Source organism: Streptomyces sp. NPDC043861, from assembly GCF_056435905.1.
The window spans coordinates 146,044-170,452 of record NZ_JBWKDP010000009.1; the positions used below are offsets into that span (position 1 = coordinate 146,044).

The 24,409-nt window shown below is 71.5% G+C and carries 18 protein-coding genes; 11 read left to right on the forward strand and 7 right to left on the reverse strand.

Annotation, left to right across the window (positions count from 1 at the left end):
• Positions 1–5: 5 nt before the first annotated feature.
• Positions 6–257, reverse strand: coding sequence for a hypothetical protein (locus AC068D_RS21585; RefSeq protein ID WP_478824644.1), 252 nt, complete (start codon positions 255–257; stop codon positions 6–8).
• 208 nt (positions 258–465) lie between these two features.
• Between AC068D_RS21585 and AC068D_RS21590 the strand changes: the two genes are divergently transcribed.
• From AC068D_RS21590 to AC068D_RS21625, 8 genes are all read left to right on the forward strand, one after another.
• Positions 466–1,425 carry an alpha/beta fold hydrolase gene (locus tag AC068D_RS21590; RefSeq protein ID WP_478824645.1) on the forward strand — a complete coding sequence of 320 codons (960 nt, stop codon included), beginning with the start codon at positions 466–468 and terminating at the stop codon, positions 1,423–1,425.
• An 8-nt stretch (positions 1,426–1,433) separates the two neighbouring features.
• The gene (locus AC068D_RS21595) at positions 1,434–2,837 is read left to right on the forward strand and encodes a DUF3152 domain-containing protein (RefSeq protein WP_478824646.1); all 1,404 of its coding nucleotides are present in this window, start codon (positions 1,434–1,436) and stop codon (positions 2,835–2,837) included.
• 190 nt (positions 2,838–3,027) lie between these two features.
• On the forward strand, positions 3,028–4,674 hold the full coding sequence (gene pelF / locus AC068D_RS21600) for a GT4 family glycosyltransferase PelF (protein WP_478824647.1): 1,647 nt from the start codon (positions 3,028–3,030) through the stop codon (positions 4,672–4,674).
• Positions 4,667–5,884 carry a hypothetical protein gene (locus AC068D_RS21605; RefSeq protein WP_478824648.1) on the forward strand — a complete coding sequence of 406 codons (1,218 nt, stop codon included), beginning with the start codon at positions 4,667–4,669 and terminating at the stop codon, positions 5,882–5,884. The genes pelF and AC068D_RS21605 overlap by 8 nt, the downstream gene beginning before the upstream one ends.
• Positions 5,885–6,041: 157 nt before the next feature.
• Positions 6,042–7,013 (forward strand): NAD-dependent epimerase/dehydratase family protein, encoded by a 972-nt coding sequence (locus tag AC068D_RS21610; RefSeq protein ID WP_478824649.1) that lies wholly within the window; start codon positions 6,042–6,044, stop codon positions 7,011–7,013.
• Positions 7,001–7,774: a spherulation-specific family 4 protein gene (locus AC068D_RS21615; RefSeq protein ID WP_478824650.1), complete on the forward strand. Its 774-nt coding sequence runs from the start codon at positions 7,001–7,003 to the stop codon at positions 7,772–7,774. The genes AC068D_RS21610 and AC068D_RS21615 overlap by 13 nt, the downstream gene beginning before the upstream one ends.
• Before the next feature lie 75 nt (positions 7,775–7,849).
• Entirely contained in the window at positions 7,850–9,028 is a 1,179-nt protein-coding gene (moeZ, locus tag AC068D_RS21620; protein WP_478824800.1) for an adenylyltransferase/sulfurtransferase MoeZ, read from the forward strand.
• A 401-nt stretch (positions 9,029–9,429) separates the two neighbouring features.
• A complete protein-coding gene (locus AC068D_RS21625; RefSeq protein WP_478824651.1) occupies positions 9,430–10,068 on the forward strand; it encodes an HAD family hydrolase in 639 nt (212 codons plus the stop codon).
• 249 nt (positions 10,069–10,317) lie between these two features.
• Here the strand turns inward: AC068D_RS21625 and AC068D_RS21630 are convergent, their stop codons facing one another.
• Together AC068D_RS21630 and AC068D_RS21635 are read right to left on the reverse strand one after the other, a co-directional pair.
• Positions 10,318–10,881 (reverse strand): isochorismatase family protein, encoded by a 564-nt coding sequence (locus AC068D_RS21630; RefSeq protein ID WP_478824652.1) that lies wholly within the window; start codon positions 10,879–10,881, stop codon positions 10,318–10,320.
• 352 nt (positions 10,882–11,233) lie between these two features.
• Positions 11,234–11,605 carry an NIPSNAP family protein gene (locus tag AC068D_RS21635; protein WP_478824653.1) on the reverse strand — a complete coding sequence of 124 codons (372 nt, stop codon included), beginning with the start codon at positions 11,603–11,605 and terminating at the stop codon, positions 11,234–11,236.
• A 128-nt stretch (positions 11,606–11,733) separates the two neighbouring features.
• Here AC068D_RS21635 and AC068D_RS21640 point away from each other — a divergent pair, with 128 nt between their 5' ends.
• Positions 11,734–12,711, forward strand: coding sequence for a helix-turn-helix transcriptional regulator (locus tag AC068D_RS21640; protein ID WP_478824654.1), 978 nt, complete (start codon positions 11,734–11,736; stop codon positions 12,709–12,711).
• Positions 12,712–12,801: 90 nt separating this feature from the next.
• Here AC068D_RS21640 and AC068D_RS21645 read toward each other — a convergent pair whose 3' ends face one another.
• From AC068D_RS21645 to AC068D_RS21660, 4 genes are all read right to left on the reverse strand, one after another.
• Positions 12,802–13,314, reverse strand: coding sequence for a hypothetical protein (locus tag AC068D_RS21645; RefSeq protein WP_478824655.1), 513 nt, complete (start codon positions 13,312–13,314; stop codon positions 12,802–12,804).
• A gap of 265 nt (positions 13,315–13,579) precedes the next feature.
• Positions 13,580–15,103, reverse strand: a complete 1,524-nt coding sequence (locus AC068D_RS21650) for an alpha/beta hydrolase (RefSeq protein WP_478824656.1) — start codon at positions 15,101–15,103, stop codon at positions 13,580–13,582.
• Between the two features lie 222 nt (positions 15,104–15,325).
• Complete coding sequence (locus AC068D_RS21655; RefSeq protein ID WP_478824657.1) at positions 15,326–16,930, reverse strand: alpha/beta hydrolase; 1,605 nt, start codon at positions 16,928–16,930, stop codon at positions 15,326–15,328.
• Between the two features lie 106 nt (positions 16,931–17,036).
• Positions 17,037–20,093 (reverse strand): lysylphosphatidylglycerol synthase domain-containing protein, encoded by a 3,057-nt coding sequence (locus tag AC068D_RS21660; RefSeq protein ID WP_478824658.1) that lies wholly within the window; start codon positions 20,091–20,093, stop codon positions 17,037–17,039.
• Positions 20,094–20,188: 95 nt separating this feature from the next.
• Here AC068D_RS21660 and AC068D_RS21665 point away from each other — a divergent pair, with 95 nt between their 5' ends.
• Complete coding sequence (locus tag AC068D_RS21665) at positions 20,189–20,578, forward strand: MGMT family protein (RefSeq protein WP_478824659.1); 390 nt, start codon at positions 20,189–20,191, stop codon at positions 20,576–20,578.
• 209 nt (positions 20,579–20,787) lie between these two features.
• A complete protein-coding gene (locus AC068D_RS21670) occupies positions 20,788–24,369 on the forward strand; it encodes an ATP-dependent helicase (protein WP_478824660.1) in 3,582 nt (1,193 codons plus the stop codon).
• Positions 24,370–24,409 lie beyond the last annotated feature (40 nt).

Consider the following 24,409-nt stretch of genomic DNA (forward strand, 5'->3'; position numbering starts at 1 on the left):
ACGAATCAGCGGTAGTCGTCCTCGTCGATGGTGACCACCCGGGCCTGTTCCACGGTATCCGCCTCGTTCGCGGCGCCCGTATTGATACGGGTCAGACGGTCGTCCCTCCGCTGCTGCAGCTCCGTGTGCTGCTCCGCGGCGTCGGCCTCGGGGACCTCCTGGTCCAGTTCCTCGAGTTCGGCGAGCTCGTCGCGAGCGTTTGCTCGGCCCTGATCGTCTTCTGCGAAGGTTTCCGGGTCCGTCGGATCGACAGCCATCTGGATCCCTCTCCTGTGCGATTCGGTGCAGCAGGGGCCGGGGCGGGTGCCCTTGTACTACGAGCCTAGGAGTTTCGCCTCCCCGGCGCTATGCGGTGAGCTGTGCCGATTCGGTGCCGATCGGTGTGCCGGGGAAAGCGCTGCGCTTGTGTGGTGTGTGACGGCGAACACAGGTTTCGCGGCGTGATCGTCTCGTAACATTGCCCCCATGTCTTCGACCGAGCTGCCGGAAACCCGTGCCGCCGGACCGGCTCCGCGGGTCCGCGCCGTACGGGTCGCGGCTGGTGAGGAGTTGCGTTCGGTCGCGCTGTCCGGACTGACGCTCACCGTGCGTGCCAGGCCCCCGGCCCGCACGGGACTGCCGTCCGCGCTGTACGTCCACGGTCTCGGCGGCTCCTCGCTGAACTGGTCCGCGCTGATGCGACTGCTCGAGGACCGGGTGGACGGTGAGGCCGTCGACCTGCCCGGCTTCGGGGACTCCCCGCCGCCGGACGACGGCAACTACTCGATCAGGGGACATGCCCGGGCGGTGATCCGGCTGCTCGACGCCGGCGGTCGCGGCCCCGTGCATCTGATCGGGAACTCCCTGGGCGGCGCCGTCTGTACGCGCGTCGCCGCCATACGCCCCGACCTCGTCCGTACCCTCACGCTGGTCTCGCCGGCCCTGCCGGAGCTCCGTGCACAGCGCTCGGCATGGCCCACCGCACTGCTCGCGGTGCCCGGGGCCGCGCGGCTGTTCACCCGGCTGACGAGGGACTGGACGGCGGAGATGCGTGTCCGCGGGGTGCTGGCACTCTGTTACGGCGACCCGGGCCGGGTGTCGGACGAGGGCCTTCGCGACGCCGTCGAGGAGATGGAACGCAGACTGGAACTGCCCTACTTCTGGGACGTCATGGCGCGTACCTCCCGCGGCATCGTCGACGCCTATACGCTCGGCGGACAGCACGGGCTGTGGCGGCTGGCCGAGCGGGTGCTCGCGCCGACGCTGCTCGTGTACGGCGGCAAGGACCAGCTCGTCTCGTACCGGATGGCGCGCAAGGCGGCCGCGGCGTTCCGCGACGCACGTCTGCTGACGCTTCCGGACGCCGGGCACGTCGCCATGATGGAGTATCCGGACGCGGTCGCCCAGGCCGTCAGGGAACTTGTCGACGACAGCGGTAGGAGCTGATCCGGGGCGTGGGACGACACAGCCGCAAGGGCCCCGCACCCAAGGCCACCGACGGCAGGGCGGCGGGCGCGACGGGCGCGTCGCCGGCCGCCACGACGCCCACGGGCACGGGCCGCCGCCGGCGGTCCGCCGCCACCGAGCCCGAGCAGCACCAGGGGGCCGCGGGATACGCCACTCCGGCGCACGGGACACCCGCGTACGGCACCCCCGCCCACGGTGTGCCCCAGGTGCGCGGCGGGCACCCCGAGCAGCGTGAGCCCGGCGGTGCCTGGGGCGACCCGCAGGGCGGTGCCAGATACGGGGACTGGCAGGGCGTCCCCCGTGGAAGGACCGCCTCCACCACGGGCCAGCACCCGGTCGTGACCCCGCCGCAGTCCCCGCGCCAGGGTCCCCCGGTGGGCGCCGGCGCCCGGATCCCCGGCCCGCGGCGGGAGTTCGTCGCCGCCTTCGACGAGACCGGGCCCCAGGAATGGGCACCGGGGTCCGAGGCCACCCGGAGCGGCCTCCGCTCACCGGCCACGGGAGCGGAGCGGTCCGCGGCAGGCCAGGCATCGCCGGAGGGGTCGCTCGACGCCGAGGCCCCGGCCAGGCCCCCCAAGGGCCGCACCGTCACCGGGATCGCCGCCGCGGCCGTCGCCACGGTCCTCGCGGTCGTCGTCGCGGGGCAGGTCACGGACGCCGGAGACGATGCGAGCGGTTCCCGGGCCACCGGCGAGGCGGACCGGGGCACGGAAGACGGCTCCGCCTCCCGCTCGGACAACCGGGCCATCCCGCAGGGACCGGCCGTGCAGCGCCCGCCGGCCGCGCCGCCCACCTACGCCCAGCTGATGGCCAGACAGTTCCCGCTCGACCCCGAGCTGGCCGGCCCCGGGACCTTCGCAGCGGTGCCGGGTCTCGACAAGGCTCCGGGCAAGGGCAAGACGGTGCGCTACCGCATCGACGTCGAGAAGGGGCTGGGCCTGGACGGCAAGCTCTTCGCCCAGGCGGTCCAGCAGACCCTCAACGACGACCGGAGCTGGGCGCACGACGGTGCCATGACCTTCGAGCGGATCTCCTCGGGGGAGCCGCAGTTCGTGATCACCCTGGCCAGTCCGAAAACGACCGCGATCTGGTGCGCCAAGTCGGATCTGGACACCGCCGTCGACAACGTCTCGTGCAACTCGGCGTCCACCGATCGCGTGATGATCAACGCGTACCGCTGGGCCCAGGGTGCGGAGTCGTACGGCCCCAAGGCGATGCTCACGTATCGCCAGATGCTGATCAACCACGAGGTCGGCCACCGGCTCGGGTACGGCCATGTGAACTGCCGAACGCCGGGCGCTCTCGCTCCCGTGATGCAGCAGCAGACCAAGTCCCTCGACATCGACGGGATCAAGTGCCGTCCCAACCCCTGGGTGCACCCCGACGACTGACGAGGTGTGACGGGCCGGAGCCGTAGCGCGATCGAACGCCACGGGGCCTGGAAAGTTACGTGCATTCACCCCTTCCGGTGGCGCGACGGACAACCGTCCATCGCGCCACCTTCGTATCCGCATAACGTCGTCCCGCCGCGAGCCGCCGGACCTACGGTGGCCGCCCACAAGGGAGATCGGGGGTGCGTTCGTGCGGATCGGACTGCTTACGGATGGTGGTTATCCGTATGCGACGGGTGATTCCAGGCTGTGGTGCGACCGCCTCGTGCGCGGGCTCGCACAGCACGACTTCGACGTCTACGCCCTCAGCCGCAGCGCCCAGCAGGAGGACCAGGGCTGGATCGCGCTGCCGCCCCACGTGCAGCGGGTGCACACGGCGCCGCTCTGGGCGCCCGAGGACGACGGCCGCAGCCACGCCCGGCGCGAGCGGAAGCGGTTCGCCGGGCACTTCAGGGACCTGGCGGCGGCGGTGTGCGGCAGCGACGAGGGCCGGTTCGCCGACGGGCTGTACGGACTTGCCGAGCTGGCCAGGGAGCACGGAGGGCTGTACGCCGCCCTGCGCTCCGAACTGGCCGTGCGCATCCTGGAATCCACTTGCCGTGCGCCCGGCGCCCGCAGGGCACTCCACGCGGCGACCGTGCCCGACTACCTCGCGTTCACCGACGAGCTGGAGCGGGCGCTGAGACCGCTGTCCCTCGACTGGTACGGGAACGACTCGCTCGGCGCGGTCGACCTCTGCCATGCGACGTCCGGTGGCTCCGCGGCGCTGCCCGGGCTTCTGGCCAAACGCTTCTTCGGAGTCCCGCTGCTGGTCACGGAGTACGGCGTCCAGCTGAGGGCGCACTACCTCGCGGCGTCCGAGGAGGCGGGCGCCGCCAGCCCGCCCGTACGTGCCCTGCTGGCGGCCTTCCACGGGCTGCTGGCCGCCGAGGTGTACCGGCAGGCCGCGACCATCACGCCCGGCAACACCCACGCCCGGCGCTGGCAGGAGCGGTGCGGCGCCGACCCCTCCCGGCTGCGCACGGTCTACCCCGGGATGGAAGCAGGGCGCTTCAACGAAGTGGGGGAGGGAGAGTTCGACGGCGATCCACACACCCTCGTCTGGGTGGGAAGGATCGAACCCGCCAAGGACCTGATCGCCCTGCTGCACGCTTTCGCCGAGGTGCGCAAGGAGGAGACGGACGCCCGGCTGCGGATCATCGGTGCGCCAGCGCAGGGCCCGGAGGCCACCACCTATCTCGCGCACTGCCGGGGGCTGGCCGCACAGCTCTTCCCCGACGAGGCCGTGGACGCACATGCGGTCGGGGACAACCCCGTCTCCTTCGAGGAGATCGGCGGCCCCGAGGCACCGGAGCTCGCCGACGCCTACGCCGCCGGAGCGGTGATCGTCCTGTCGAGTGTCGTCGAGGGCTTCCCGATCAGCCTCGTCGAAGCAATGTTCTGCGGGCGGGCGACCGTCTCCACGGATGTCGGTGCGGTCGTCGAAGTCATCGGCGGTACCGGTCTCGTGGTGCCCCCGCGCAACCCGCGCGCGCTGGCCGATGCCTGTCTTGCGCTGCTGCGCGACCCGGAGCGCCGTGAGCGGCTCGGCGCGGCGGCGCGGGCGAGGGCACTCGAACTCTTCACCGTCGAGCAGAATCTGGCGGCATTTCGCGGCATTTACCTGGAGCTTCTTTCCCACAGCTCGCCGTCCCGCGACACCGACGCCGATCCCCATCCGTTCGCCACCCCCGCGGAGGCCCACGTCCCCGGTCACTGGACCGGCTCCCGCGCCCGTCCCGCCTGGGCGGACGCGGCCCTGGCCGGCACGGCCACCCCAGGAGCTCCCGATGCCTGACACCACATCCGAAAGACCCGCCGCGGTGACCGCCACGCCCGACTCCCGGGAGGAACAGCCGGATCCGGCACAGGGAGGGGCGGCGGCCGCGAGGAAGCCGGCCGCGACCCGCAGACCGGCGACGGTCCGGCGGGGGCCCGCGGATCCCGTCAAGGCGCTCATGCACCGGCACCGCGACCTGTGCGAACGGGCCGTCGATCCCCTGGAGATCGCCGCCGGACTGGAGGCGCACGGGGTGACCGACCGGACCGCCGCGCGATTCCGGCACCGTGACGTGTTCTCGCTCGCCGAGGAGATGTACGCGCGGGTGCCGCGCGGGGAAACGGGTCCCCGACCCGCCGCGGAGGACGAGCCCCTGACGGGCACCGGCGTACGGGGGCTGCCCGTCGCCTCCGCCCTTCCCGCGCTTCTGCCGGGCGCCGTCGCGGTCGTCGCGGCCGTTGCGCTTCACTTCACGACGGGCGGATTACGACTCGGCGCAGCGGCGGCCGGTGCCCTGGGGCTCGCCGTTGCGCTCGTGTACGGGCTCCGGCACGGGCCCCTGCGGGTGGTGGGACGCACGGTGCCCGGTGGCCGTCTGTGCGTGTGCTGGCTCCTCGCGTACGCCGTGGCCGGCGGCGGCCCGGTGGCGCGTCTCGCCGACGCCGGTCCGAAGGGGTCCGTGGCGCAGGCAGGGGCCGGGTTCTGGTCGCTCGAGCCAGGACCGCTGGTGGGCCTCGCCCTCGCCGTCGTCCCCGCCGCATTGGCCGCCCGGATGTTCGCCGTACGGGCACGGCGCAGGCTCGGCGGCAGCCGTGGCCTCGAGGAATTCGCCGCAGGGGTACGACCCCTCCTGCTGTCGTCCGTCGCGCTGTACGCCGCAGCCCTCACCGCCCTCCTGGTGGTCACCGGTCTGGTGCTGCCCGTCGATCCCGTGCCCGCTGTCGCTCTCGGCATCCTGCTGTTCCTCGCACGGCTGCTCACCGTCCACGGGTTCGCCCGGTCCGCCGCATGCGGCCTGGCCGCCGCTGCCGTCGTCGAAGCACTCGCCCTGGCCACCGTCCTCGTCGGCCGCCTCCCCGGCTGGGCCTTCCTGGCCGGGCCCACCGAGGCCGTCGTCACGCTCTGGGGGCCCGGAGCCGTGGCGGCCCTCGCCTGCGGAGCCGCCGCGCTCGGCCTGCTGGTCCGCGCGACCGCCGCCCTCTCGCGGGCGTCGGCCCACACCCCATGACCCCCCACATGCCCCCCACGCGCTCCCGCGGAGCCGACGCCGCGGGCGTATCGGAACGACACATCGAGCAACACCCTGAGGAGACGCACGACATGACCCCGTACCACCCAGCACCGGCCGCGTCCGGTTCGGCCCGTCGGCGCCGAGGAGCCGCGCTGTGAGAGTGCTGCTGCTCGGAGCAAATGGATTCCTCGGCCGCTTCGTCGCCGACCGGCTGCTGGCCGACCCGGCCGTGCACCTCACCGCCCTGGGACGGGGCGACGACGCGGACGTACGGTTCGACCTCGCGGGCGGCAGCCCGGGGGCGCTCACCCGTTTCCTGGACGCCGTCCATCCCGGTGTGGTGATCAACTGTGCCGGGGCGACCCGCGGTGGCGCGCGTGACCTCACCCGCCACAACACCGTCGCCGTCGCCACCGTCTGCGAGGCCCTGCGCCGCAGCGGCTGCGGCGCACGCCTCGTCCAGCTCGGCTGCGCCTCCGAGTACGGGCCCTCGCAGCCCGGCTCGTCCACGGCGGAGGACGCGGTGCCGCGCCCGGGCGGCCCCTACGGGGTGTCCAAGCTCGCCGCGACGGAGCTGGTGCTCGGCTCCGGACTGGACGCGGTCGTGCTCCGTGTCTTCTCGCCCGTCGGGCCGGGGACTCCCGCAGGATCCCCCCTCGGGAGGCTTGCGGAGGCCATGCGCCGCGCCATGCAGGGCGGCGACGGCGAGCTGAAACTCAGCGGCCTCGGGGTGCAGCGCGACTTCGTCGACGTACGCGATGTGGCGCGCGCCGTGCATGCCGCGTCCCTCTCCGCGGCCCAGGGCGTGGTCAACATCGGCACCGGCCGGGCCGTACGGCTGCGCGACGCCGCCGCCGTGCTCGCCAGGGTCGCCGGATACGCGGGCGCACTCCATGAGCTCGATGCGTCGCCCATCCGCCCCGGCCATGCCTCCATCGGTGCCCCCCGTGGTCCCGAGTCCCTCACCGAACAGCTGGGCGCCACCCCGTTCCCGTATCCCGACGGATGCGGCAGTTGGCAGCAGGCGGACGTCCGCACGGCCCGGGACCGGCTGGGCTGGCGGCCACGGATCAACCTGGAGGAGTCCCTCGCGGACATCTGGATGGAGGCGGCATGCCGCATCTGACCCCCATAGACCCCCGGCTGCCGGCCGGCGGCCCCGCGCAGGCGCCCCCGGACGAGACCTGGGGGGCGCTGGGCCTCGGTGTCCCGGGCTACGCCCACCCGCTTCTCGCCCCGGTCGAATGGGCCGAGCTGACCCGTCCCGGCACCCCACTGCACTGGGCCGTGCTCAATGTCGCGAACGGAGGCCCCGGCACCCGGCCGGACCCCCACTGTCTGGAGGCAGCGGGCAGGCTCACCAATGCGGGTGTCCGGGTGCTCGGCCATCTCGACCTGGCCCACGGCACCCGCCCGTTCGCCGACGTCGTCTCCGACGCCCACCACTACCTCGAGTGGTACCGGGTCGGGGGCTTCTACCTGGACCGCTGCCCGGCCGGTCGCGCGGACCTGCCCGCCGTACGGCGCACCACGGCCACGCTGGAGACGGTCCTGGACGGCGGGCATCTGGTCCTGGGCCACGGCATCCACCCGTATCCGGGTTACGCGGAGGCGGCCGACCAGCTGGTCACATTCTCCGGTGTCTGGACCGACTACCGCTGGTCGCAGGTCGCGGAGTGGACCGCGAACCATCCGCCCGAGCGATTCGTGCACTTTGTGCATGGCGTGCCGCGGACACATCTGGAAGAGGCGATGCGGATCGCCCGGTGGCAGGGGGCGGGCACGGTCTTCTTCACCGACCGCACGGAACACAGTGGGGCATTTGACGCCTTGCCCGGCTACTGGGACGAAATTGTCTCGCGGATTGGACGAGGTGTCTCGGAATGAGGAGGCGCGTGGCAGTGTTACAGCGAGAACAACCGTACTGACGTCATGATCACCAGCTGTATTGATGAGGTCTCCGTGTCGCTGCCACCGCTGGTCGAGCCGGCTGCCGAGCTCACCGTAGACGAGGTCCGCAGGTACTCCCGCCACCTGATCATCCCGGATGTCGGGATGGACGGGCAGAAGCGGCTGAAGAACGCCAAGGTGCTCTGTGTGGGCGCCGGTGGCCTCGGCTCGCCGGCCCTGATGTACCTGGCCGCGGCCGGTGTCGGCACGCTCGGCATCGTGGAGTTCGACGAGGTCGACGAGTCGAACCTGCAGCGCCAGATCATCCACAGCCAGGCGGACATCGGCCGTTCCAAGGCCGAGTCGGCGCGTGACAGCGTCAAGGGCATCAACCCGTACGTGAACGTGGTCCTTCACGAGGAGCGGCTCGAGGCCGAGAACGTGATGGACATCTTCAGCCAGTACGACCTGATCGTCGACGGCACGGACAACTTCGCGACCCGCTACCTGGTGAACGACGCGTGCGTGCTGCTCAACAAGCCGTACGTGTGGGGTTCGATCTACCGGTTCGACGGTCAGGCCTCCGTCTTCTGGTCCGAGCACGGTCCCTGCTACCGCTGCCTCTACCCGGAGCCCCCGCCGCCGGGCATGGTTCCCTCCTGCGCGGAGGGCGGTGTGCTGGGCGTGCTCTGCGCGTCCATCGGCTCCATCCAGGTCAACGAGGCCATCAAGCTGCTCGCCGGCATCGGCGAGCCGCTGGTCGGCCGGCTGATGATCTACGACGCCCTGGAGATGCAGTACCGCCAGGTCAAGGTCCGCAAGGACCCGAACTGCGCGGTCTGCGGCGAGAATCCGACCGTCACGGAACTCATCGACTACGAGGCCTTCTGCGGCGTCGTGTCCGAGGAGGCCCAGGAGGCGGCGCTCGGCTCGACGATCACTCCCAAGCAGCTCAAGGAGTGGATCGACGACGGCGAGAACATCGACATCATCGATGTCCGCGAGCCGAACGAGTACGAGATCGTCGCTATCCCCGGTGCTCGGCTGATCCCGAAGAACGAGTTCCTGATGGGCAATGCCCTGCAGGACCTGCCGCAGGACAAGAAGATCGTCCTGCACTGCAAGACGGGGGTCCGCAGCGCGGAGGTCCTCGCCGTGCTCAAGTCCGCGGGCTTCGCGGACGCCGTGCACGTCGGCGGCGGCGTGATCGGCTGGGTCAACCAGATCGAGCCGGAGAAGCCGATCTACTGATCACCCCTTCTGCTGACCAGCGGAACAGAAGAAGCCCATGGCTCCGACCAGCTCGGATGTCATGGGCTTCTGTCGTTGTTGCCTGACGTTCAGTGGCCCCGCACGGCCCGGGGACGGCCCGACCATCGTGCCCGGACCTGGTGTCAGGGGAACAGCTCCGCAGATCGGGGTTGGCGTGCCGTACAGCGGAGCCCAACGGGCCCAGGACTGCCCGGATCGTCCCGAGTTCTCAAGGCACCTGCTGATGCGGCCGAGTCGCGTCGACGGATCGCGACAGGGCGGTCACAGGGGTCCAAGATCGCTTGACCTTGCCCCAGGGGGAACGACAACAGTGTCTCCATTGATCACTGAGCGGGCGGTGTGCGCTCGCCGGCCAGGCCGGACGAAGAGGGGGAATTCGCGTGACGGCGACCTGCGTCATTCTCGACATCGGCGGCGTGCTGGAGATCACGCCGGAGACGGGGTGGGTGCAACGGTGGGAAGAGCGGCTGGAGCTGCCGCCGGGCACTGTGCATGAGCGGATGCGCGACGTGTGGCAGGCCGGGAGCGTCGGGAGCATCAGCGAACGAGAGGTGCACGAACAAGTGGCAGCACGCCTGGGGCTCGACGCGCCTCAGGTCGAAGCCTTCATGACTGATCTCTGGACGGAATACCTGGGGACGCCGAACGAGGAACTCATCGCCTATGTTCGAGGGCTCCGAGGAAACTGCAGGCTGGGCATCCTGAGCAACAGTTTCGTCGGTGCCCGGGAGAAGGAGAAGGCGCTGTATCACTTCGACGAACTGGTCGAGCAGATCGTCTACTCGCACGAGATCGGCATCGAGAAGCCAGACCCACGTGCCTTCGAGGCCTCATGCGCCGGCCTGGAGGTGGAGCCGGAGAGCTGTCTCTTCATCGACGACTTCGCCGTCAACATCGAGGCCGCCCAGGCGGCGGGCATGCAGGCGCATCTGTTCGAGGACAATGCCGGAACGATCACCCGCATCGCTGCTCATCTGGACTCGGGTCCCCGGGTTGCAGGGCATTTCCTGCTCGGATGACGTCGGCCTGACCGGCCTTCAACAGTTGCCGACTCGGTGGTCAGGCCGATCGCCGCGTACAGCTCGACCTTCGACATCTGCGGCAGGACCAGCACCTTGCACCAGGAGCATCCCGATGCTGCCCTGGAAGAACCACAGTGCTGTCGAAGCTCGGGTTCTGGCTCAACTTCTGTGGTGGTGCACGCCGAGTGACAACTGTGGAAGCTGCCCGGAGACGAGTGTGCAGAACAGGATCTGATCAGGGACGGGTCAGCCCGCGTCCGGCGTGAACGTCACCTCTGCTGTATCGACGGTCTTTGCGCAGCGCCCGGGTGCGCCTTGCCACTGCCAGTAGAGGTTGGTGTGCGCGATCACCTGGTTCGGGGCCGGCGCGCCGTACTTGCCGAGGTCCTGCGTCGTATGCGCGTCGCCGACCAGCGTCACGTCGTACCCGCGGACGAAGGCCCCGTGAAGAGTCGAGCGGATGCAACCGTCGCTCTGGGCACCCGTCACGACGAGCCGGCCCACCCCGCGCTCGGCGAGCAGCGCCTCCAACGCAGTGCCCTCGAACGAGTCACCGTAGGTCTTGTGGACGAGAGGCTCCGCATCTCGGCGAACCAACTCCGACACGTACTGCCAGGGCTCGCTGTCCCGGGCGAGATCGTCGTCGGAATGCTGCACCCAGACCACGGGCACGTCCTCGGCACGTGCCTTGCCCACCAGCGTGTTGATGTTCGCGATCACGCTGTCACGGTCATGGGCGCCTGCCACCACCTCATTCTGGACGTCGATGACGAGCAGCGCGGTATTGGGCCGATCGGGCAGGGTCGTCAAGGGGAACTCCTGTTGTCGTCACGGATCCTGTGTCGCCCCCACCGTAGGCCGGGCCACCGACAATGGCACGGCCGCACGCGCTGTAGGTCAGCTCACGCCGGCCGGGCTCGCTTCCGGAGAATCCGGAAGCCGGCACGACCGGACATCTGCCAGAACCGAGAACTGGCAGCACCGGGCTTCCTCGCACGCCGGTCTCGGTGACCCGGTGCGTTTCTCCTGAGTTGACCGCCCACGAGTCAGGAGATACCGCCCACGAGTCAGGAGATGAGTGAGCGGCCCGTGGGCGTCAGCCGGAGTTTCCGGGGCGCCGCTGTCTGTTCTCGCTCGATGGCCGGCAGGAGCTCGCCCCGTGTCAGGGGATGGGCCCGCATGTCGGTGAGGTGTCGACGGTGCGCACTCTCGCAGGGTGCAGGAGGAGGACATTGTCGGAGTCGATCATCGTGTCGTTCGCTCGGGGACCGTGCCTGGCCCAGACGGGGCCACCGTAGAAGTCCGTGAGCGCCCGATGGCGCGCCGTCATGTCCCGGAATCCGCGCAACCAGACGAAGCGCTCCGGGTCGTCGAGGTCCCGGAACTGGCCAAGCACGGTCATCCCCACCTCTTCCTGGGGCTCAACGAACTCCCGGTCGAACAGCGCTATGAGCTCGTCGCGCCGGCCCGGACGCAGGGTGTACTGGCGAAGCTCGATCACGGCAGGCAGGCCGACGAGGTTGGTCGGTGGCACAGCACGGCTCCTGTTCGGTGCATCTTCGGGTACGCGATCCCGGCGGGTTCGGTCCGAGCCGGGACGCGGACCGACGGTAGGGGAGCCGTGTGACAGAGGCTGTCAGGGTTTCCGAGGAAAATGCATCCATGTCTGCCAGTCGACTGCTGTCGGTGCTGCTGTTGCTCCAATCCCGTGGCCGCCTGTCCGCACAAACGATCGCCGAGGAGCTGGGGGTGTCGGTGCGGACTGCGTACCGTGACCTGACGCGCCTGCAGGCTGCCGGGGTTCCGGTCTACGCAGAGTCGGGCCGCGGGGGCGGCTACCAACTCCTCGACGGCTACCGCACCCGGCTGACCGGGATGAGTGAGGGCGAGGCGCGGGCACTGTTCTTCGCCGGACTGCCCGGGCCGGCGGCGGACCTGGGGCTCGCGGGCGAGGTGGCTGCAGCCCGGCTGAAGCTGCTGGCCGCGCTGCCCACGGGACTACGTGAAGAGGCGGCGCAGACCGCGGCGGTCTTCCACCTGGACGCTCCCGGCTGGTACCGAGAACCCGAACAGACACCGCATCTCCCCCTTCTCGTCGACGCGGTGCTCAACCGGCGTGCGGTGGACGCACGCTACCGCCGCTGGCGCGCCCCGCAGGAGGTGAACCGCCGCCTGCGCCCCTACGGACTGGTCCTCAAGTCCGGTACCTGGTACCTCGTGGCCGCCACGGAGAAGGGCGTCGCGACATACCGCGTCGCCCAAGTCCTCGACGCGGTACTGAGCGACGAGGTGTTCGACCGGCCGGGCGACTTCGACCTGGGCACGTACTGGACCTCCTACCTCGACGACTTCCAGGCACGCCGCTACACGGGTACAGCCACCATCCGTCTGTCCCCTCGGGGACGCCGGCGCCTGCCCGACAACGTGCCACCGGAGGTGGTGCGGGCGGTCGACTCCACCGCGACCGCCGTCGGCGACGACGGATGGGTCGAGGCGGTCATCCCGACCGAGAGCACCGAACACGCCTGCGGCGAGCTGCTGCGGCTCGGCGTCGACGTCGAGGTCGTCACACCGGCGGAACTGCGCCTGGCCATGGCAGAGACCGTAGGGGTTCTCGCCCGAACCTACGAACTCCACTGACGCCAGAACACCCTGTCGGGCCCATGCCGTCAGTTCTCGGGTTCTGGCTCGCTTTCCGTGAACCGGTCACGGTGGGTCGTGCGACGTAGTTCAAAGGCTGTAATTCCGGTGCGCTTCCGTGGCGAGAAAGTCTCGCGCCGCGGAGGTGACCCGGTCGCGGATGGGCTGCTGGTCCGGATGCTGATCGTTCAGCAGGTCGATTGCTCTCGCCAGGTCAACGATGGGTTGCAGCGCGTCGGGGTAGTCGAGTTCGGCTGCTGCTTCCTGATGGATCAGCTTGGCTCCGTCTATGGGATCGAGCCGGCACGCCACGATCTGGGCGGCCCACCAACGAGCCGCGGTCCATTGCGCCTCGGCAAGATCTTCCGGCGCCAGCGGCAGCAGACCCAGCTCTTCCAGCACAAGGTCGAACAGCTCGCGGGCCTGCGGGTGTTCACCGCGCGCGAGCCCAGCCAGCAGGGGAAGCGAAGGAGCCTCGATGTCGGCCATCAGGGCGTCCAGGCCCAGCTGGACCAGATAGGCGTCCGAGGGGCGCTGCCAGGGTTCCATGGTCAAGTCTGCAGCGGCCATGCGGATCAGGCTGATCGCCACTACTGCGTCCACGCTGTCGCCCCCGTCACCTTTCCGTGGAGGGAAGTCCTGTCAGCGAGAGCCGGGCGGGGGATCAGGTGGCCAGCAATACGCGCTCGCGCAGCAGGCTGAAACCGGCTCGGCCGAACACTGGCGCCGGAGCATCTTGATGCGGTTGCCATGCCCTTCGACGATCCGTGTCGACCGCTGCCTGCACCACGCACACCGCGGGCGGATCGCACGGATCCCAGGGAGATCCACCGGAAGGGGCCGGCCGCGGAGGCCGGGCCCTTCCGCGTCATCCGCAGCTCCTGCCGTCCTCTGGGACCTTGCCGTCCAGCAGATAGGCGTCGACGATCTCCGTCACGCACCCGTTCTGTGGGCTGTAACCACCGTGTCCCTCACCCTTGTTGGTGAGCAGGACGCCTACCCCCTCGCCCAGTTCGTCCGCCATCCGCCGGGCGCCCTCGTACGGCGTCGCCGGGTCGCCGGTCGTGCCGACGACGAGGACCGGGTCCGCCCCCTTCGCGCTCGCGTCCGGTGTCACTCGCTCGCCCGGCACGGGCCATTCGGCACACCACCCGGCGGTGTCCCACGCCAGGAACTCGCCGAACACCGGGGATATCCCGCGGAACTCCGGCAGCAGTGCCCTCGCCTGCGCCGGAGTGGGGCGCTGCTTGTTGTCCGCGCAGGAGATCGCCCGCTGCGAGTGGCTCTGTGTGCTGTAGTGCCCGTTCTTGTCACGGTCGTTGTAGCGATCGGCGAGCGCAAGGAGCTTCGTCCCGCTGCCGCGCTGCCCGGCCTCCTCGAGACCCCGGGTCAGCTCGGGCCAGAGGCTCTTGGAGTAGAGCGACATGGCTATGCCCGTGAGGGCGAGGCTCTGGGTGAGCTCGCGCTCTCCCTCGGCGGGAAGCGGCTGCCGGTCGATGCGCTCCAGCAGGCCGGCTATCCGCTGCGAGCCCGCCTTCGGGTCCTCGCCCCTGCTGGTGAGGTAGTTGTCCAGAGCCCGCTGGAAGCCGGTGGTCTGGTTGCGGGCGTGGCCGACCGCATCGGCCGTCGGGTCGACGACCGCGTCCAGCACGGTGCGTCCCACGTTCCCCGGGAAGAGGTGGGCGTAGGTGCCGCCGAGCTCCGTGCCGTAGGAGATGCCGAAGTAGTTGAGCTTGCGGTCGCCCAGAACATGACGGATGAGGTCCATGTCGCGGGCGGCGTCCGCCGTACCGACGTGGGCGAGGACCTTCCCCGAACGGGCGGCGCAGCCCGCTCCGAAGCTCTCGGCGTCCGCGAAGTACTCTGCCTCCTCGGCGGGGGTGTCGGGGGTGAGGTCGACGCGGGTCGTGGCCTCCTCCTGCTCCTCGTCCCCGCGGCACACCACCCCGGAGCTGTCCGCAACCCCACGGGGATCGAAACTCACCAGGTCGTAGCGGGCGTTGAGCTTCTCGTACTCGTCGGCGAAGCCCGGCAGACCGTCCACCCCCGAGCCCCCGGGGCCGCCGAAGTTGAAGAGCAGGGAGCCGAGGCGCCCGTCCTGGTCCCGCGCCTCACGGCGGATCAGTGCTATGGAGATCGTCGCGCCGTCCGGGTCGTCGTAGTCGAGCGGGGCCCTGATCGCGGCACAGGTCCAGCCGCCGCCCTCACAGGGCTGCCAGTCGGGCCGTTGCTCGGTGAGGGCCCGGGGCAGCCCGTGCGCGGCATCGCCCTCCCGCACCGGGCCGGGCGTCGCCCGGCCCGTGTCGCGGCCGCCGGCCACATCACAGGCCGTCAGTGCCCCGCACACCAGCAGTGCGACAGCCGCAGTGCCCGCCCTCGTCCGCCATGTCATTCCAGGCCCCCGTGAACCATGAGACTGATCCCACTGCTCCGCCATCCTAGGTGGTGTCACCGACAGTGAGGTCGGGCGAAGTGACTGCGCTCCAAAGGACCGCGTCCACCGATGAGTTCGCGCAGCAGTCGGTGATCGGGGAACCGGCTCCCGTTCAGGGGACGACAGCGAACAGAGCCGGGGTGAAGGGGGTGGGTGTGCCGGTTCTCCGGCCGCAGCGGGTCACTGGCACACGGTCCCGGCCGCCGGGACCTTGCCGTCCAGGAGGTACTTGTCCACGGCGGACTGCACACAGGCGCTCCCGCTGCCGTACGCCCCGTGGCCCTCGCCGCGGTAGGTCATCTCGATTCCCACGCCCTTGCCGAGCTCCTCGGCCATGGCCCTGGCGCCCTCGTAGGGCGTCGCAGGGTCTCCGGTGTTGCCGATGACGAGGATGGGGGCCGCTCCGGGCGCGCTCACGTCCGGGTTCTCCCACTGGCCCGGCACCGGCCACTCGCTGCAGCCCATCAGGCCCCAGCCGAGATAGTCGCCGAACACCGGTGAGACCTTGCGGAACTCGGGGAGCGCGGCCTTCGTCTGCTCCATGGAGTACCGCTCCTTGAAGTCGACGCAGTTGATCGCCGCGTTGGCCGCCTGGATGTTGCTGTAGTGGCCCTGCGGGTCGCGTCCGTTCATCGCGTCGGAGAAGGCGAGGAGCAGCGCGCCGTTGCCGCCGTCCGCCTCGTCGAGGCCCTGCTCCAGCAGCGGCCAGAACTCCTTGGAGTAAAGGGTCTGCGCGATGCCGTTCGTCGCCTGGGTCTGGGTCAGTTCGCGGTCGCCCACAGCGGGGATCGGCTTCTTCTCGAGCCGCGCGAGCAGGTCGATGACGAACTGCTCGATCTCCTGCGGGGTGCTGCCCGGCAGCCGGCAGTCGTCACCGCGCGCAACACAGTCCGCGGCGAAGTTGTCGAGTGCCAGCTGGAAGCCCTTGGCCTGGCCGAGCGAGCCCTGTTCCGCGCTGCCCGTGGGGTCGACGACGGCGTCGAAGACGGCCCGGCCGACGTTCTTGGGGAACAGGTGCGCATACACGCCGCCGAGCTCCGTGCCGTAGGAGAACCCCAGGTAGTGGAGCTTGTCGTCACCCAGTACCTGCCGCATCAGATCCATGTCGCGTGCGGCGTTCGTGGTGCCGACGTACGGCAGGTCCTCGCCGGAGTTCTTCTTGCAGCCCGATGCGTACCACTGGAGCCGGTCCTGGTACGCCGCCTCCTCGGCGGGGGTGTCCGGGGTGGCGTCCTGGGCGTAGTACTCGTCGAGCTGTCTGTTGTCGGCGCACTCGACGGGCTCGCTGCGGCCGACGCCACGCGGGTCGAAGCTCACCAGGTCGTAGCGTTCGCGCAGCTTCTCGTAGTCCTTGGCGGAGGCGGGCAGGGCGCTGACCCCGGAGCCGCCGGGACCGCCGAAGTTGAAGATCAGGGAGCCGATCCGCCGGGACTGGTCACGGGCCTTCGCACGGATGAGGGCCAGCTCGAGGGTCTCGCCGTCCGGGTCGGCGTAGTCGCGCGGTACGTCCATGAAGGCGCACTCCCACTTCGTTCCGCCGGGCAGCGGCGAGGGCGCCTGACCACCGCCCTCCGCCTCCGAGGGAGGCGGACACGGTTCCCAGTCCAGCTTCTGGGCGCCGAGGTCGCGGCCCTGTTCCTCCTCACCGCCACCTCCGCTGCCGGAGTCCGAGCAGCCGGCGGTGACCAGCAGCACCGCGGCGGTCGCGGCGGCCAGGGCGGTACCGGCGCGCCGGGCGGCCGAGGAGCCGGCGGAACCGGGGCAGTCGGGAGACGAGGTCGGCATGAGCCCATCGTGCGGCGTTCCGCGGCGGTCCGCCTGTCGGCGGCGGCCCGTGCCGGCACGTCCGCGGCCGGCGCCGGCCCCCTCCCCACGGCAGGGCCGGCCGTCGTCAGAGCGCGCCCTTACGGGTGAGTTGGTTGAAGCACACCCACCCCGGCAGCACCGGCAGCCACAGCGTCATCAGGCGGTAGAGCAGCACGGCGGGGGCCGCGACCTCGGGGGGCAGTCCCACGGCGATCAGACCGAAGGTCAGCGCGCCCTCGACGGCACCCACACCGCCCGGTGTCGGCGCCGCCGACCCCAGGGCGTTGCCCGCGAGGAACACCACGGCGAGGCTGGCGTAGCTGAGCTGCTGGGTGCCGTTGTCGAAGGCCCGGATCGACGCGTCCAGGCACATCACGAACGTACCCGTCAGCAGCAGCATCCCGCCGATGCCCGTGATCAGTTTCATCGGCCGCTGGAGCACGTCCAGCATGCGGGGGACGACGCCGGCGAACAGCGACCGCAGCCGCGTCGAGACGAACTTCCGCAGGAACGGGATCGCGGTCACCACCAGCACCAGCACGGCCACGGTCAGCAGACCCGCGATGACGGTCCTGGACGGTGTGAACGAGGAGGTCTTCTCCGTGCCCGTGAGATAGCCGAAGGCGAGCAGCAGCATGATGTGTGCGCCGAGCCCGAAGAGCTGCGAGGCCCCCACGCTCGCCACGGCGAGCCCGGGGCGGACGCCGGAGCGCTGGAGGAAGCGGGTGTTGAGTGCGACTCCGCCGACGGCGGCCGGGGCGACGATCTTCACGAACGAGCCCGCGATCTGCGCCACGATCGTCCGCAGGAAGGACACCCGCTCCGGTACGAATCCCAGCAGGCTCATCGCGGCCGCGAGATAGCTCAGCGCCGAGAAGAGGACCGCCGCGGCCACCCAGCCCCAGTGCGCCTGGCTGACCACCGTGAGGTCGGTCCTCGTGAGCTGCGACAACAGGAAGTAGGCCGCGATGGCCCCGGCGATCAGACTGAGCAGGGTGCGCGGTCTGATCCGCTCCAGCCTGGCCGGTTCGACGGGTGCCTGCGGCCGGATCCGCAGCACCTCGTGACGGATCTGGGCGAGCAGATCCTCCTCGCGTGCTTCGTCCAGCGCCTCGTCCATGGCCCGCTTCTCGGCCTGCTTCTCGGCGCGCAGCGACTTGCGGGTGGCCTTCCTGCTGCTCCCGTCCTCCTCACCGGCTTCGGCGGCCGCTTCGGCCCTGGTCTGCTTGGCCGCTTCGGCCGCCGCCAGCACCGCCTCGCGCTCACGCTGCGAACGCTCCCGCCCGAGTCGGCGCAGGGTCGCCCGGGTGGAACGGCTCAGGGCGATCGGCTGGAGCAGCGGGAGACAGTCCGCCACCGCATCCGTGCCGAGCACCTCGACGGCCGCGGCCACCGCGCGCTCGGCGCCCACCCGCAGGCCGACGGTGGTCAGCAGCTGGGCGGTGTCCATGCGCAGCACCACATCGCCGGCCGCGATCTCACCGCCGCGCAGGTCCGTCAGCACCACATTGCCGGAACGATCCACCAGAATCGCGTCGCCCGTGAGCCTGCGGTGTGCGATACGCCGCGACTGCAATGCACGCATCTGCACGAACGCGCCTCGCACCAGGTCGTCGGTGATCTCGTCGTCGGGCAGCGAGTCCAGCGAGTGGCCGCCGAGGTGCTCGTACACCAGCATCACCGCGTCCGGGCCGAGCTCGGACGTGGCGATCAGTTTGGGTGCGTTGGCCCCGGCGGCGATCGCGGCGTACGCGAGCAGTGCCTCCTGCTCCAGTGCCTGGCGCAGCGACTGGATGGAGCGACGTGTGGTGATGCCGCGCAGCGTCAGCCGGCGCCACACCCGGTAGAAGTAGCCCTGCGCCTGCTGCTCACGGTCGACGACGGTGACATCGAGCGGGGGACCGTCCTCCAGGGTGACCAGGTAGCGGCGGCCGCGGTCGCCGTTGTCGCCGGCGCTCCCCCCGGCGGCGCCGGCGGGGGAGTCCGGCACGTCCTCGGCCCGCATGGCCGTGACCGGGCGGAAACCGACATGGCGCAGACCCGCGAGCAGGGTCTGCCCCGTGGGCCGTACGTTCGGGGAGCCCACCGCATAGAGCGTGCCGTAGGCGACGGTCCAGCCGATCAGCACGGTGAGGATGATCGAGAACGGGGTGGTGTAGCCCGCGACCAGCATGGCGAAGGCGTCGAGCAGCAGAACGCCCCAGAGCGCCACGCGCCAGCGCGGACGTCGGGCCATGCCGACGGCCGTCATGTAGGCGATGACGGGGGCGAGGTAGCCGTGGACCGGGTCGGTGAGCCCACCGCCCGTCTGCGGCTGGGTCAGCGCGTCCTGGATCTGCCCGGGAGCGGCCTCGGCCACCCAGAGGTCGGTGGCGAGGGTCACACCGTGAGCGAGCACGGCGGCGAGGACGCCGTCCGCGATCCGCAGGCCGTCCCGTTTGATCAGCCGCTCGATGGCGAAGGCGACGGGGACGAGGAGCACGGCGATGCTGGAGACCAGGCCGGCGAGCTTGACCAGCACGTCGGGGGCCTGGCCGGTGCCCTTGGAGATGTCCGATTCCAGGCCGGTCGTGGTGCCGTGGGCGAAGGCGGCGACGCCGAGGACGACGACGATCGCGAGAACGCCGGTCAGCAGCCGCGTCAGATCGGAGGGGCGGTGCACACGGGCGGGCAGCAGAGGCTCGTCGCCCGACACGCGTTCGGCGGCGGTGGCCTCGCCGCGGTCGGCGCCGGGCGGGTGAGCGGCTGTGTGCGGGCCCTCGGCGGGCTCGGGATGACCGGTCCCACGCGTCCTCTGCCCGTCCTGGGGGCCGTCCTGGGGGCCGTCCTGGGCATGTGCGACGGCCGCGTCGGGACCGCCGGCACCCGTGCCGGACGGGTTCAGGGTGCCGGACGGGTCCGGGGCGGTCGTGCGGGGTGCACCGGGCGCGGCCTCGCCGACTGCGTCCTGCCGGGTGGTGTCCGGGGTGCCGGACTCGTCGGGGCCACTCGCCCCGGGCGCGTCCGGCTCGCCACCGGCGTCCTCACCGAGGCCCCGCCGGCGCGTTTCCGGGCGCGGCTCCGAGCCGGAGGTGCTCGCCGCTGCCGCTGGCTGCACGCCCCGCTCCTTCGCCGTGTCGGTCTCTTCTTGATCTCGTATCACCAGTCACCGCCCGCATGATGGTGGCATGTCGCAACGGGTGAGGGGGGCATCAGGGTGCCTGCCCGTTGTCGGAGCCATGGTGCAGGATGGGCCGGATGAGCGATGACGTGCCGGACCGGACGGGCGGCGATGTGCCGGAAGAGCCGGAACTGCCGGAATACGCGGAGCGGGTGCTCGACGCCGCCGAGCGTATCCCGCCCGGTCGCGTCATGACCTACGGAGATGTCGCGGAGTGGCTCGGTGAGGGCGGTCCGCGCCAGGTCGGCCGTGTCATGGCGCTGTTCGGGGGCGGGGTGCCGTGGTGGCGCGTGGTTCGTGCGGACGGGGTACTCCTGCCCGGGCACGAGCCGAGCGCGCTGGAGCACTACCGTGTCGAGGGCACTCCGCTGCGGGAGGCCCCGCGCGGCCATGCGCCCCGCCTCGACATACGGCGGGCGCGCTGGGACGGCGTCGCGGACGCGACGGACACAGGAGCTCACACCTGACAGCTTCCGCCATTCGGCGGTGCGATGACTCGTACAAACCTCGTTCGGAGTACCCGCAGCGGTCCGGGGCGGACTCCCTGCGACGCCGGTGGCACCTGGCGTAGCGTCGACGGAACCGTCTTCGGCACCTCCGCACCCACGCGGCCCGCGCTTGCGCACCGGCCCCGGACCCCTCACCACCAGCACACCCACCAGGACCGGCGATCCACGTGAGTTCCTCCTCCACCACCGGGCGTACACCGCACCGTCGGGTACGGCAGGGGGTCCCCCCACGCCCGCAAGGGCGCGGGGAGCGGACTCCGGGCGCGTACCGACTGGTGCGTACCACGCCGGCCCCGGTGGATCCCCCTCTCCTGGACGCACCCCAGCGCGCGGTGGTTGACCATGCGCGCGGACCGCTGCTGGTTCTGGCGGGCCCGGGCACGGGGAAGACCACGACGCTGGTCGAGGCGGTGGCGGCACGGATCGCCCGGGGCGCCGACCCCGAACGTCTGCTGGTGCTCACCTTCAGCCGCAAGGCCGCGGTCGAGCTGCGTGACCGGATGGCCCGGCGGGTGGGCGGGGCGCGGGCACCACAGGCAACCACCTTCCACTCGTACTGCTACGCGCTGGTCCGCGCCCACCAGGAAGCGGAGCTGTTCGCCGAGCCGCTGCGGCTGCTGTCGGGTCCCGAGCAGGACGTGGCGGTGCGTGAGCTGCTGGCCGGGCAGCCGGACCTGGAGCGCGGCGGCCTGCCCGGGCGGGTCCGCTGGCCCGACGAACTGCGCGCCTGTCTCACCACACGAGGGTTCGCCGACGAGGTGCGCGCGGTGCTCGCCCGCACCCGGGAGCTGGGCCTCGGCCCGGACTCCCTGGCCGCTTTCGCCGCGCGCACGGGCCGGCCCGACTGGGGGGCGGCGGCCGCGTTCCTGGCCGAGTACCTGGACGTGCTCGACATGCAGGGCGTGATCGACTACGCGGAACTGGTCCACCGGGCCGTGCTGCTGGCCCGGAACGTCACCCTTCCCGGCTATGACGCCGTCTTCGTGGACGAGTACCAGGACACCGACCCGGCCCAGGTCCGGCTGCTACGGGAGCTCGCCGGGGGCGGACGCACCCTGCTCGCCTTCGGCGACCCGGACCAGTCGATCTACACGTTCCGGGGCGCGGACGTGAACGGCATCCTCGACTTTCCCGAGGCGTTCCCGCGTACGGACGGCCGCCCGGCGCCGGTCGCGGTGCTCACCACGTCCCGGCGTTCCGGTGCGGCGCTCCTGTCCGCGACCCGGCTGCTCACCCAGCGTATGCCGCTGCCCCGGCTGCCTGCCGACAAGGTCCGTGCCCACCGTGGGCTGACCGCCGTGCGGGAGGGCGGCCGGGTCGAGGTGCACACGTATCCCACGGCCTCCACCGAGGCCGACAACATCGCGGACATCCTCCGCCGCGCGCACCTCGAGGACGGCGTCCCCTGGGACGACATGGCCGTCCTCGTCCGCGCCGGCGCCCGCACCATCCCCGCCACCCGCCGGGCACTCATGGCCGCGGGGGTCCCCGTCGAGACGGACGGCGACGACATCCCCCTGCGCCACGAGACCGCGGTGGCCCCCCTTCTGACGGCCCTGCGCACCGCGGCCGTACCCGGCCCGGCCGTCCGGGAGGCCGAGGAGCCGTCCGCGTCCGGGCCGGCTCCGGCCGCCCCGGGCGGTGACGGTGCTGCGTCGGCCGAGGGCGCAGCAACCGGTACGGGGCCGGGCGGCGAGGGGGCGCGGGGCGAGGGGGGCGACAGCGCACACACGGCACCGGAGCTCCGAACGCAGCAGCCCGGACCGGGAGCGGACGCACCGCAGCAGGACGACCTCGCGGACGCACCCGGCGACGGGGGAACACGACGCGAGGACGGCGACCAGCCGGCAGACGGGTCCGGCACCCGGTCGGCACCGCCCCTCGACCCCGAGACCGCCATCGCCCTCCTCACCTCCCCCCTCGGCGGTATGGACACCGCCGACCTCCGCCGCCTCGGCCGCGCCCTCCGCGACGAGGAGCGGGCCGCGGGCCGTCGCGTACCACCGCCGTCCGACACCCTCATCGCCCGTGCCCTCGCCGAGCCCGAGCGGCTCACCACACATGACCCCTCCTACGCCCGCGGCGCACAGCGCCTCGGCGCACTCCTGCGCAAGGCACGCGAGCTCCTCGACGGCGGCGGCACCGCCGAAGAGGCCCTATGGGAGCTCTGGAACGGCACCTCCTGGCCACAGCGCCTCCAGCGCGCCTCCCTCCGCGGCGGCACCGCGGGCCGCAACGCCGACCGCGACCTCGATGCCGTCTGCGCCCTCTTCGAGACCGCCGCCCGCGCCGAGGAGCGCACCGGCGGCCGCGGCGCACTCAACTTCATCGAGGAACTGGAGGCGCAGGACATCGCCGCCGACACCCTCACCCGGCGCGCCGTCCGCCCCGCGGCCGTGCGGCTCATGACCGCGCACCGTTCCAAGGGCCTCGAATGGGGTCTGGTCGTCGTCGCCGGAGTCCAGGAGGGGCTCTGGCCCGATCTGCGCCGCCGCGGCTCGCTCCTGGAGGCCGACCGCATCGGCCGCGACGGCCTCGCCGAACCGCTCACCCCCGGCGCCCTCCTCGCCGAGGAGCGCCGCCTCTTCTACGTGGCGGCCACCCGTGCCCGCCATCGTCTCGTCGTCACCGCCGTCAAGGCGCCCGCCGACGACGGCGACCAGCCCTCCCGCTTCCTCACCGAACTGGGCACCGAACCGAAGGACATCACCGGCCGCCCCCGCCGTCCCCTCGCCGTCGCCCCGCTCGTCGCCGAACTGCGCGCCACGACCGTCGACCCGGGAGCGTCCGAGGAACTGCGTGATGCGGCGGCCCGGCGTCTTGCCCGCCTCGCCGCCCTCACCGACGACGAGGGCCAGCCGCTGGTCCCGGCGGCACATCCGTACCGCTGGTGGGGCCTGCACGAACCCACCCGCAGCAGCGTGCCGCTCCGTGACCGGGACCATCCGGTCGCGCTCTCGCCCAGTTCGCTCGAGAAGCTGGCCGGCACCTGTGCGCTGCAGTGGTTCCTGGGCCGCGAGGTCAGGGCCGACGCCCCCGCCACCGCCGCCCAGGGTTTCGGCAATGTGGTCCATGTGCTCGCCGACGAGGTCGCATCCGGTCGCACGCCCGCCGATCTCGCCGTCCTGATGGAGCGCCTCGACTCCGTCTGGGACGCCCTCGCCTTCGACGCCCCATGGAAATCCGCGCAGGAGAAGGAGCACGCGCGCACCGCACTCGAACGCTTCCTGCGCTGGCATGTGATGGACCGGGGAGGCCGTACCCCCGCCGCCACCGAGCAGGACTTCGACGTCACCCTTGAGGCGGGCGGGTACCAGGTACGGATCCGCGGCTCCATGGACCGGGTGGAGCTGGACGAGCAGGGCCGTGCCTACGTCGTCGACTTCAAGACCGGGAAGCAGGCTCCCACCAGGGACGAGGTCGCGCACCATCCGCAGCTCGCCGTCTACCAACTCGCGGTCCGCGAGGGCGCGGTGGACGAGGCCTTCGACGGCCGCCGCCCCGAGCCCGGCGGGGCCGAGCTCGTCCAGCTGCGCCAGCCCGCCCCGAAGAAGGAGGGCGGGGACGCCCTGCCGAGGATCCAGGCGCAGCAACCCGTCTCCGGCGAATGGATCGGCGACCTGCTCGCCACCGCGGCCGGACGTGTCCTCGACGAACGGTTCACCCCCACGGCAGGCACCCACTGCGGTCGGTGCGCCTTCCGGGCCTCGTGCAGTGCGCAGCCCGAAGGGCGTCACGTCGTGGAGTGAGGAGCGGGCGGGACTGTCGGCGGGGCCGGTTAGCCTCTCT